The organism is Actinoplanes sp. ATCC 53533 (assembly GCF_003947245.1).
On the sequence record NZ_QHHV01000003.1, the window covers coordinates 96,176 to 107,090 of the forward strand.

Annotated in this window: 9 protein-coding genes; 3 read left to right on the forward strand and 6 right to left on the reverse strand. The window is 72.8% G+C overall.

Annotated features, from left to right (window positions below):
* The 4 genes from DMB66_RS00760 to DMB66_RS00780 all read right to left on the reverse strand — a co-directional run bounded on the left by DMB66_RS00760 (nt 1) and on the right by DMB66_RS00780 (nt 6,988).
* Nucleotides 1-2,925: a hypothetical protein gene (locus DMB66_RS00760; protein ID WP_125802018.1), complete on the reverse strand. Its 2,925-nt coding sequence runs from the start codon at nt 2,923-2,925 to the stop codon at nt 1-3.
* A gap of 16 nt (nt 2,926-2,941) precedes the next feature.
* A complete protein-coding gene (locus DMB66_RS00765; RefSeq protein ID WP_125802019.1) occupies nt 2,942-4,156 on the reverse strand; it encodes a hypothetical protein in 1,215 nt (404 codons plus the stop codon).
* Nucleotides 4,157-4,283: 127 nt separating this feature from the next.
* Nucleotides 4,284-4,898, reverse strand: a complete 615-nt coding sequence (locus tag DMB66_RS00770; RefSeq protein WP_233624194.1) for an RNA polymerase sigma factor — start codon at nt 4,896-4,898, stop codon at nt 4,284-4,286.
* Nucleotides 4,899-5,257: 359 nt separating this feature from the next.
* Nucleotides 5,258-6,988, reverse strand: coding sequence for a DUF4419 domain-containing protein (locus DMB66_RS00780; protein WP_158647097.1), 1,731 nt, complete (start codon nt 6,986-6,988; stop codon nt 5,258-5,260).
* 184 nt (nt 6,989-7,172) lie between these two features.
* Between DMB66_RS00780 and DMB66_RS00785 the strand changes: the two genes are divergently transcribed.
* On the forward strand, nt 7,173-7,448 hold the full coding sequence (locus tag DMB66_RS00785) for an Atu4866 domain-containing protein (RefSeq protein WP_125802021.1): 276 nt from the start codon (nt 7,173-7,175) through the stop codon (nt 7,446-7,448).
* Nucleotides 7,449-7,454: 6 nt separating this feature from the next.
* Complete coding sequence (locus DMB66_RS00790) at nt 7,455-8,291, forward strand: helix-turn-helix transcriptional regulator (protein WP_125802022.1); 837 nt, start codon at nt 7,455-7,457, stop codon at nt 8,289-8,291.
* A 6-nt stretch (nt 8,292-8,297) separates the two neighbouring features.
* Here DMB66_RS00790 and DMB66_RS63360 read toward each other — a convergent pair whose 3' ends face one another.
* Nucleotides 8,298-9,530 carry a tyrosine-protein phosphatase gene (locus DMB66_RS63360; RefSeq protein WP_233624195.1) on the reverse strand — a complete coding sequence of 411 codons (1,233 nt, stop codon included), beginning with the start codon at nt 9,528-9,530 and terminating at the stop codon, nt 8,298-8,300.
* Nucleotides 9,531-9,740: 210 nt separating this feature from the next.
* Nucleotides 9,741-10,427, reverse strand: coding sequence for a TetR/AcrR family transcriptional regulator (locus tag DMB66_RS00800; RefSeq protein ID WP_199751627.1), 687 nt, complete (start codon nt 10,425-10,427; stop codon nt 9,741-9,743).
* 46 nt (nt 10,428-10,473) lie between these two features.
* Here DMB66_RS00800 and DMB66_RS00805 point away from each other — a divergent pair, with 46 nt between their 5' ends.
* Nucleotides 10,474-10,797: a nuclear transport factor 2 family protein gene (locus tag DMB66_RS00805; protein WP_125802024.1), complete on the forward strand. Its 324-nt coding sequence runs from the start codon at nt 10,474-10,476 to the stop codon at nt 10,795-10,797.
* Nucleotides 10,798-10,915 lie beyond the last annotated feature (118 nt).

Consider the following 10,915-nt stretch of genomic DNA (forward strand, 5'->3'; position numbering starts at 1 on the left):
TCAGCCGAGACGCTCACGGGTGTCCAGGTCCCAGAAGTGCAGGCCGTTGCCCTGGTCCCCGGAGGCCACGATCGTGCGCCCGCCGACCTCGGCGGTGGCCAGGCACTTCACGGCGGCGCGATGCCCGGTGTACTCGGATTGTTCGACGTTCGGCTGGAACGGATCGACGACGATCCCTTCCTCGGCCACGACCAGCAGGACGGTGCCGCCGGCGGAGCGGGAGACGATGGCGTGGTGGGTCCATCCCCCCTTCTGCCGGTGCCGTCGCAGAACCGTGCGGGTGGCCACGTCGACCACCTCGACGTCGGCTGCCTCCTCCGGGTGATAGTCGCCGCCGTCGCCGGCGTCGATCCCCCGGATGACCACGAGCCGGCCGTCGACGGTCGCGAGCGTGCCCAGATTCGCCGATTCCTCCGGCACCGTCACCGGCTCACCCGACTGCTCGCCGGCGATCACGTCCCACAGGGCCAGCACCGCCCCCTCATCGGTGACACCGTACGAGATCGTCAAGGCGACCGGACGCCCGTCCAGCACGCCCAGGTCGACGTGGCCCACCGCCGCTCCGGCACGCAGCTCGGCGTGAGCTTCACCCGTCGCGGCGTCCCAGGTGCGCAGAACTCCGCCCGGGCCGCCGACCCCCACCACCGCGCGACCGTCCACCTCGGCCGTGGCGATCCCGCCGATCCTGCCACCCAGGCTGGTCAGCGGCTCGCCGCGGAGGACCCCGGCGTGCGATCGCCAGCGCAACACGACACCGCTCTCGTCACCGGTGACGAGGATGTCGCGATCGGGGCCGCTGAAGGTGACGTGCGTGACGGCCGCGGCATGCTCGGTGAGCGCCGGGCCGAGTGCCCGCCCGGTGGCCGCGTCCCACAGGCGTACGGTCCGGTCGTCGCTGCCCGAGGCGAAGACCGGCCTGCCCTCCCACCGGCCGGCGGCAACGGTGCCGACGGCGGCGGTGTGTCCACTTCGGCCGGCCGAGGCACGCAGCCTCCACATGCGTGGCGGACCGCTCGACGCGTGGGACAGCACGACCGGTTCGCCGTTCCACTCGGTCACCCGTACGGCCCGGATGGTGTCGCCGTGCCCGCTCCACGGCCCGCCGGCGGAGGCGCCGGTGACGGCATCCCAGACTCGCACCGTGTTGTCCCAGCTGCCCGATACCACCACCGGACGGCCGTCCGCGGTCCCGACGGCCACCGCCGTCACGATGTCGGAGTGGCCGGCCAGGGGCGGCACGACGGCCGTGCCGGTGGCCGGATCGAACACGTGCACGAGCCGGTCCTTGCCACCGACGGCGAGCACCGGGCGGTCGCCGACCCGGCCAGCGGCCATCGCCAGGATGGACTTGCCGACGCCGGGATACGGCCGTCCCAGTGATTCCCCGGTGGCGGCGTCCCACGAGTGCACCGTGCGGCCGATCACCACGGCTACCGCGGTACGCCCGTCGATCTCGGTGCACGCCACGGCCTCCGGCCGCAGGTCATCGATGAACTGCTCCAGCGAGACCTCGCAGACCAGCGCGTCAGCGGCGGGATCCCAGACGCTGAGGGTGGCTTCCGTTCCCCGGGCGCCGGCGACGAGGGCGACCACGGCCCGGCCGTCCAGCTCGCCGGCCGCGGAGTGGGTGACCCCGCCGGAGGAGCGGTTCAGCCGAGCCACCGGGACACCGGCTGCGACGTCCCACAAGCGCATCGGCCGCCCGCCCAGAATGACGACGGCACGCCCCGCGGCGTCCAGGGTGCCGATGAAGCCGTTGTCCACCGGTCCGCCGTAGTACGGGCTGGTGAACTCCTGGCCGGTCCGCACATCGACGAGGCGCAGGGATCCGCCGGCCCCGCCCAGGGCGATCGTGGGACGTCCGTCGACCGTACCCGGCGCGAGCCGGCACACCGCGCCGTCGGCCAGCGTCGTGCGGCGCCTGCCCTCCGCCGACCACACCAGCAGTTCGGACGGTCCGGCACCCGCGCCGGCGGTGACGACGAAGAACCCGTCGTCGAGGCTTCCCAGCGCTATCAGCGCGCAGTCGCCGTCGAATCCGGCGAAGAAGTCCGGGAGCACCTGGTGCCCGGCGACCGGATCCCACAGCGTCAGCGGCGGTCCGGACTTCCCGGATCGGGCGACGAGCAGCAGCGGCCGCCCGTTCACCATCGCGAAGGCGAGCTCCCGGACATCGTCGGCGGGCGGGGCCGTCGGCAACTCGACGCCGGCGGTCACATCCCACAGCGAGACCTTGGTGTCGGCGTGCGAGTCGAGGAAGGCGACGAGCAACCGGCCGTCGTGTTCGACAGCCGCCAGCCGCCAGACGCTCATGGAGAAGTCGCACCTGAGCGGGTGCCCGACGGCTTCGCCGGTCAGCACGTCGTGCAGCCGCAACGAGTCGGCTGCCGCCTCCGCCACCAGGAGCAGGCGGCCCTGGTACGTGACGAAGTGCCGGCCGAACACGCGCTCGTGCCTGCCGATCAGCTCACCCGTCGCCACATCCCAGATCGCCAGGCCGGACCCCGTCGTGATCACCACCGGCCGCCCGTCGACCACGGCGAGCGCCAGCGACCTGGTCTGCCGCTCCTGAAGGATCGGCACGCCGACCGGCGAGCCCGTGACCGCGTCGCGCACGACGACGGTGTCGCGATGCGGGCCCAACGTCGCCAGGAGACGGCCGGCGCCGAGCGCCAGGACCTCATGCCGCTCGTAACGCAGCAGCGCGCGATCCGGCAGCACCGCGCCGGTGGCCACATCGACGGCCCGGACGAGACCGGAGTCGCCGCCGCTCGAGGCCGGCAGTGCCAGCACCGCGCGCCCCCGCACCGTCACCAACGCCGCGCCCGGGGTGTGGTCGATCCCGCCCCGCGAGACCAGATGGGGTGCGGCCTCGGGGTCCTCGACCCACCCGGACTCCGGCGCGGACGGCTGCGGCGAATTCATGCGGGGCAGCATACGATCAACGGCCGCTCGGGCTGGGGATCGCTTCTTCCGTGCCGTTCAGCGGCACCGACGCGAGCGTGTTGCCGGCCCGATCGGCGATGGTGACGCTCTTGGTGCCGGCGCCGTCGTTGAGCCTCACTCCCGGCACGACGAAGGTTCCGTTGACGACGCGGGCGGTGACGGGTCCGCGGCCGGTGCCTCCGATCGCCACGCTGGCGACGCGGTCGTCGGTGATGAGTCCGGTGACGGCGAGCGTGTCGCTGCTCGTGGCGGAGAAGTCGTAGAAGACGCTGGTGGTGAACAGGAACGGGTTCGGCTCTGCTTCGGTGTCGCGTCGACGGTCGTCGGGAAGGCCCTCATTGACGACCAGGTCCGCGCTGCCGGGAAGCCCGTTCGCCGTCCTGATGAGGCAGGTTGCCAGCATGCCGTGGTAGCGGGCCAGATGAACGGTCTCGTTGGCGTTCAACGTCACGGAGGTGGTCGGCGCCCAGTTGTGCGCATCGATCAGAGGTGCGACGGTCTTGTCCTGTGCACATGTGGAGAAGCCCACGGCGGCCGCGGAGTCGCTGTCCGGAGCCGGCTGGGGGCGGTCCACCCGCGGCGTGACCTGAGCGGGAAGCCCCGCGGCCGGCACGGAGATCGACTCGGCAGTGCGCAGAGGCGAACCGCCGAGATTCAGTGTGAGACCGCTCGGTGCCGCCGTCACTGAATTCGGCAGCACGAAAGCCCCGTCGCGCACCAGGGCGGGCTCCCCTTGCTCGGTCATGCTCCACCGCAGCAGCGGGTCTGCGACGTCGACCGAGTTGACGTCCTGGGCGACGACCCCGGCGACAGTTCCGAATCGCGAGACATAGGTGATGGTCGCGGCCGCGTCGGAGGCCGGTGCGGCCGCGGACACGGACACGGTCGCCGGTGTGAGCTCACAGAAGCGGATGCCGGTGGTCGCCCGAAAGGCGATCACGGTGACCCCTCGCGCCGACGCGGTGAACATCGGCTGCCACCCGCTCGCCTCGCCAGCCGCAGCAGGGGCTGCCTCGCATCGCTGGACGTCGGCGGGCGCCGCGGCGACCCGCAACCTGTACATCTCCTCGGGCACGGGCGGCGGCAGCTGCCTGATCGCATCTTCGCTGTCAGCTCCCACGACCGCCGTCTCGGGTCGCAGGGATGCCAACGCCGCGGCGCCCAAGCCCATCACCGCGAGGACCGCTGTGATGGCTCCGGTCGATGCCATGACCGAGCGACCCCGGCGGACCGCGACAGTGCGCTCAGAGATCCCTTCGCCCAGACGCTGACGAGCGGCGGCACGCACCGCGGGAGGTAGCGGTCGCGGCGCGGGCAGCTTCTCGAAATCCACCATGTCAGTCCTCCGTAACGATGTCGTGCAGGCGAACACGAGCGCGGCTGAGTCGTGCCCGCACACTGTGCACGCTGATCCCGAGGATCTGGGCAGCGTCCTCGACGGCTGTATCGCCGAGCAGGCACAGACGCACCGCCTCACGCTGAGCCCGCGGCAGCCGGTCAACCGCGAGCAGTACGCGACGGAGCCGCTCCGCCGCGGCGTCGCGTTCCGCCACCTGCTCGGCGTGATCTGGGGTGTCGCGGGAAACCAGTCGCGGCAGAGCCCGACGCAAACGAACGAACCCGCGACGTTCACCGCGGCGGATATTGGTCGTGACCACATAGAGCCAGGGCAACGCGCTGCCCGACACCAGGCGCATGTCCCGCCGCCGGCGCCAAGCGGTCAGGAACACCGCCGACAGCAGGTCATCGGCCTCCACCCACGAGCCCGTCAGCCGGTACGCGAAATTCCAGACGCGCTCCGCGTGCTGCTCGTACAGCGTGGTAAAGGCGTCCCGGTCCCCGGCCAGAAGCAGGTCGTACACGGCCGACTCGTCGCTGCGCCCCGGCACTCCGATGTCGACATCGGGTTGCGGCAGCGCCACCAGTTCGGCCTCTCCAAGCTTGAACGTCACACCCGCTTATGGCCGCACACCGAATCCCGGCATCGAATCCGCGGGTGATCCGAGTCACACATTCCGGCGACTGCGCAGGTAGCCGGGTCGTAGCCGGGACCGGGCAGGACGTCGATCATGAGCTCCGGGACGGGTTCCCCGCGGCGTCGATCCCCAGTTTGTCGTAGAGCTCCGCGCCGTACAGGCTCGCCGGGACACCCGCCGCCAAGACCTCCGCCTCGGCGGGGTGGGCGGCCCGGTCACCGAACTCGGGTGCCCCACCGACATGATCCAGGTGCGCGTGGGTGCGGTGACGTCCGCGCCGGCGGGTTCGTCCAGCGGGTAACCGCCGGTCCGGCGGGAACGCACCACCGAAGTGTTCAGGGCGCGGGTGGCGGGCTCTGCTTCGCTCTGGCGAGGAGTTCCTTCTCGAGGACGCGGAGGTCCGCGGCCGCTGCGAAGTTCTGCTCGTCGACGGCGGATTCTTTGGCTTGCCGGATCTCGGCGATCTGCTGGTCGATGGGGAGATCGGGCGATGGCAGCCGCGGTGGTCGCCGGTCGGACTGTTGCGCCGCGGCGGGCCGGTCCGGGCCCGGTGCGGATGTCCCGTTCAGGTCGTCGAGGTCGTCGAGGTCGTCGAGTCGGCCGGTCTCCAGGTGACTGATGTCGCCGCCGGTTTCGAGGGCGGCGGTGAGCAACAGGGTCAGCGAGGTGCCGTAGAGCGGGACGTCGGCGGGCTCCCCGCGCAGCACCAGGGCCGGCTCCTCGTTGGTGACTTGTTCGAGGTGGCAGGCGAGCCAGTGCAGGGACTGGGTGGTGTAGTCGATGGCCGCGCCGATCGTGCGGCCGTCGGCCAGGTCGATGACCGTGACGATGCTCCGGCGGCCGTGGCCGCGGCGCACGTGGCCGTGCTCCTCGACGGGCCGGATCCGCCAGGCGCCGTCGAACAGGGACGCCGATCCGATGCTGCGATAGAGCGCGGCGAGGTCGGCGGAGGCGAAGAGCAGCTGATCGTCCTGGGGCGGGGTGGCGTGGTGGTCGCGGACGATCCGGTCGATGGCGTCGTCGATCTGCGGCTGCGCGGGGGTCAGGTGCCACCCGGCGACCGGCCGCAGCGCGCCGTCACGGTCCTGGGCGACGGCGACCAGACCGGCGTGCAGGGCAACCGTGCGGTTGTCCCCCTCGGCGCGGTCGTTCACGTTGACGATCACTCGGGAGAGCGTGGCCGGGACCGTGTCGCTGCGCACTCCCGGTCCGCTGTAGCCCAGCCGGCCGGAGGCCAGCTCACGAGGTTCGCCGATCGGTAGGTCCAGCAACGGGTTCGGCCGGTCGACGACGCCGTCGGCCTTGAGGTACGGGTAGAGCCGCGCCGCCCAGCCGGTGATCACCTCGCCGCCGTAGGCATCCGCCGGATTGTAGATGCGCTGCCAGAACGCCGTGTCCACGTCGCCCGCCGCCGCCCGCACGAACTGGTCGGCGATCGGCACCAGCGACCGGCGCCAGCGGTCCAGCCCGAACGCGGCCAGCGCGTCCACCCGCTCACGGATCTTCCGCCAGTCGGCGACGGTGCCCGTCACCGTGATCGAGGGAATGCCGCAGACGCACGTCAGCCAGAGCGAGAAGTACGGCGAGTACGCGTCCAGCAGCACGATCTGCCCCGCGACGCGCTCGACGTCGGTGCTGGTCGAGAAGTCGCACGCGAACAGCTCGGCCTGGCTGACCTCGTCGGCGAGTTGCCGGCTGAACGACCGCACCAGCCCGCGCCAGGACTCGGCGTCCGTGGGCATCGGGCCGAAGTGGACCACCTCAAGCCGCTTGCGGCCCGGGTGCGACACCAGTTCCGGCCGCAACTGCTCGGCGTGCAGGCGTACGTGTTGGGCCACGCCCTGGGCGATCGTCAGCCACACCGCGTCCGGCGACAGCACCAGCGGACGATGCTCGGCGAACGCCCGCCCCACCGCGCTCAGCAACGGGTGCACCCCATCGGGCGCGACCACCTGCCGCGCCGGGTCGCCACCGACCGCCAGCGCGCCCGCGAACAGCTTGCCGAGAGCCTGGGTCGGCACCGCCTCAACCGCGGGGACGACATCATCGACCGGGAATCTCACCACAGGCCAGACGGTAGCCCTCCCCCGCGAATCGCAGGCACCCGACGGTCCGGCATCCGGGCACCGCGTCCAGCTGATGAGCCCCGGTCCCGCATACCGGGCGTCACCAGGGATCCGGTGGCCTGCCGCTGAGGGTGGGTGCGGCGCGGCCTCCCTCCGGCCGCGATTCGCTCCTACCGTCGACGGCATGACAGATGAGCAGCAGGCAGCCGGCACGGTCGGCCACCCGTACGTGGGCATGTGGGTCACCGGCGACGGCCGCATCCGGCATGAGCTGCTGGCGGACGGGCGCTACGTCGAGGCGCGTGGCGACCGCGAGCGCGCGTACACCGGTCGCTATGCCGTCAGCGGTGACCATATCGACTACCTGGATGACACCGGCTTCACCGCCGACGGGGACTTCGTCGACGACGTCCTGCATCATGCCGGGATGGTCCTTCGCCGCGCCGCGGCGCGGCGATAATCGGTCATGGCCGGGAGCGACGTGATGCTGGGTGACTTCCTGAGGGCGCGGCGGGCCGCGGTGCTGCCGCAGCAGGTCGGGCTGCCCGTGTCGGCCGGGCGGCGCGTCGCGGGGCTGCGGCGCGAGGAGGTCGCCGCGCTGGCCGGGATGAGCGTGGACTACTACATCCGGCTCGAGCAGGGCCGGGAGCGGCATCCGTCCCCGCAGGTGCTCGACGCCCTCGCCCGGGTGCTGCGGATGAGCGGCGACCAGCGGCTGCACGCGTACCGGATGGCGGGTCTGCTGCCTGTTTCCCCGCTGCCCGGCTCGGCGGAGATCGCCGACCCCGCGCTGATCGCCCTGCTCGCCGCCTGGCCGGGGAATCCGGCGATCGTCTTCGGCCGGGCCTACGACATCCTGGCCCGCAATCCGCTCGCCGAGGCGTTGTTCGCGCACGTCGAAAGCCGCGAGAACTTCATCGCTTCGGTCTTCCTCGAGCCGCCGGCCCGGACCTTCTACCGGGACTGGGCGGCGGTGGCGCGCAGCAGCGTCGGGGCGCTCAAGCTGGCCGCCGGCGCGGCCCCCGGCGATCCGCGCATCCGCGCCGTGGTCGGCACCCTGCTGGAGCACAGCGAGGAGTTCCGGCGGCTCTGGGCGAGCAGCGATGTCACCGGCAAGACGCTGGAGAGCAAACGCCTCGTGCACGGTGAGGTCGGCGAGCTCGACCTGATGATGCACACGTTCGACGTCCGGTCGGCGCCCGGGCAGCAGCTCGTCGTCTATCACGCGCCGCCGGGCAGCCCGTCGGCCGACGCCCTGGCGCTGCTGGGGTCGCTGGCCGCCACCCGGGCCGGTCCCGACTAGTCCCGACTACGTGCGGCGGGCCACCAGGTAGGCCTGTGGCACCTGCTCGACCAGGCCCGGATGCTCGGCGGGCTCGCGGACCGTCCGCAGCACCGGTTCCAGGCCGGCCGCCGCGAGCAGTGCGGCGACGGCCTCGGGCCGGCGGCGGTGGAAGGTGATGTCCTCGCGGACCCTGGTCTCGTCGCCGACCTGGAACGCCATGATCACCGGGGCGCCCGGGGCGAGCACGCGGTGGAACCCGGCGAACACCGCGGGCAGCGCCTCGTCCGGCACGTTGATCACGGAATACCAGGCCACCAGCCCGGCCAGGGACGCGTCGGGCAGCCTCAGGTCCGTCATGGAGCCGACCTCGTAGCGGACCTGGGGGTGATCGCGGCGCGCGACGGCCACCATCTCCGGGGAGAGGTCGATGCCGCTGATGTCGAGGCCCAGGCCGTGCAGGTAGGCGGTGGTGACGCCGGGGCCGGAGCCGACCTCGACGACCGGGCCCGGCGCGGCCCGGACCAGCTCGGCGAAGCCGCCCAGCAGCGCCCGGTCCCAGATCTTGGCGGCCAGCTCGCCGCGGAACAGCTCCGCGTAGTCCTCGGCGAAGGCGCCCCAGCCGCTGCGGGTCTCGGTGAGGAAGGCCGGCTCGCGCAGGCGCTCCCGGACCGCGTCGAGGTGGCGCTGCTCGACACCGGCGCCGCGCAGGTAGGACTCGACCCCGCCGTAGACCCGCTCGGCGTGCGCGAGCGTCATCAGCATGGCGACGGCCGGGGAGTCCTCGGTGAGCGCGTAGTCCTCGGCCACCGCCTCCGGGCCGACCCCGGCGACCGTCAGCGCGAGGGCGACCAGGACGCCCGTGCGGTCGCGGCCGCCGCGGCAGTGCACGACCACACCACCCGGCGGGGCCTCGGCGACCGCCCGGAACGCGGCCGCCACGCGCTCCTTGTTGTGGTCGAGCAGCGGCCCGTACGAGTCGTCCGGGTGCTCGTAGTCGATCTCGTCCGGGAGCATCGGGACGTGCGCGTAGATCGGGTCGGCGGCGAACGGGCTCGGCAGCTCTGCCAGCTCGCGGGGCCGGCGCAGATCCACGACCCGCGACACCCCGGACGCCCGGACGGCCGCGACCGCCGCCGGTGTCAGCGCGGCGTGGTTGTCGGAGCGCAGCAGCGCGCCGCCGCGGATCCGGCCGCCGTCCTGAGTGGGCAGCCCGCCCAGGTCGCGGGCGTTGCGGCAGGCGGGCCAGTCGAGGATCACCGGGCAGGCTCCGTTTCGGTAGCGACGGGTCGCCTCGGCCGGGGACAACCCCGGGCGAGGCGGTCGAGAAGCTCACCCAACAGGTCGCCTCGGCCGAGGTCAACCCCGGGTGAGACGCGTCGAGAAGCTCACCCGGCAGGCTGCCTCGGCCAGGGTCAGCCCTGCGCGAGGCAGTAGAGAAGCTCACCCGGCAGGCTGCCTCGGCCAGGGTCAACCCCGTGCCAGACGGTCCAGAAGCTCACCCAGCAGGCCCGCCTCGCCCGGGGTCAACCCCGCCGGATCGGCCGCCAGCGCGGCCCGCAGCGTGACGGCCGCGCCGGCCCGCGTGACGCCGGCGGGCGCGGCCTCGGCTGTGGTCAGGACCGCGTCGAGCGCGGCCTCGCGGGCCCGCACGGACAGCCCGAGGTCGCGCTCGGCGGCGGGCCGGCCGATCAGGCTCAGCGTCACCCCGACGTTCGCCGCGAGGATCTGGGCGGCGGCGTCCGCCACCGGCGCGCGCAGCAGCCCGCGCCCCGCCGCCGCGTCGAGCAGCCGGCTGAGCGCCGCCGTGGCGGGCCCGGTCACCGCGCACGGCACACCGGTGCGGATCCGGCCGTGCAGCAGCACGTAGAACGACGGGTTGTCGAGGCCGTATCGCACGTGGGCGTCCCAGCCGGCGCGCAGGTCGGCGACGGGGTCGCCGGAGTCGGCCGCGCCGGCGACGTATTGGGCGAAGCCGTAGTTGACCACCGCGTCGACGAGCCCCTGCTTGCTGCCGAAGTGGTGGTAGAGCGTGGGGGCGCTGACGCCGGCCCGCTCGCAGACGGCCCGGGTGGACACGTCACGGCCGCCGGACCCGTCGAGCAGCTCGGCCGCCGCGAGCAGCAGCCGGTCACGGGTGGTCGCCTCGTCTTTCACGTCGCTATAGTACCGGCTATAGCGTCGATACAGAAGGACGGTTGGCATGGACGTACCAGAGATCATCGAGCGATACCTGCGGCTCGGGACCGGTCCGGAACACGCGGCGACGGCAGCCTGCTTCACACCGGACGCCACCGTGGCGGACGACGGCCGGACCCATCACGGCCGGGCCGAGATCCAGGCGTGGCGGGAGGGCCTGGCCGGCCGGTTCACCTACACGGTGCGGGCGCTCGGGGCCGACGGCGACGGCACCGGCGGCTATCGGGTGCGCACCCTGGTGGAGGGCGACTTCCCGGGCGGGCGGGTCGAGCTGACCTACGGATTCCGCCTGCGCGACGGGCTCATCAGCGAGCTGGTGATCGCTTGATCAGCCGGTCCGGCCGACCGGGCGGCGCGTCCTCGTGGTCGGCGGCACGGTGCTCAACCAGTCCCCGGAACTGTGCAACTGCGTGACCGGCCGCCGGCCCGGGCGGCGAGCGTGGCTC

Bases quoted from the DNA above. Each gene is read 5' to 3' on its own strand.
- DMB66_RS00805 (WP_125802024.1), top strand. From the start codon at position 10,474: ATGGACGTACCAGAGATCATCGAGCGATACCTGCGGCTCGGGACCGGT.
- DMB66_RS00765 (WP_125802019.1), bottom strand. From the start codon at position 4,156: ATGGCATCGACCGGAGCCATCACAGCGGTCCTCGCGGTGATGGGCTTG.
- DMB66_RS00785 (WP_125802021.1), top strand. From the start codon at position 7,173: ATGACAGATGAGCAGCAGGCAGCCGGCACGGTCGGCCACCCGTACGTG.
- DMB66_RS00760 (WP_125802018.1), bottom strand. From the start codon at position 2,925: ATGAATTCGCCGCAGCCGTCCGCGCCGGAGTCCGGGTGGGTCGAGGAC.
- DMB66_RS00790 (WP_125802022.1), top strand. From the start codon at position 7,455: ATGGCCGGGAGCGACGTGATGCTGGGTGACTTCCTGAGGGCGCGGCGG.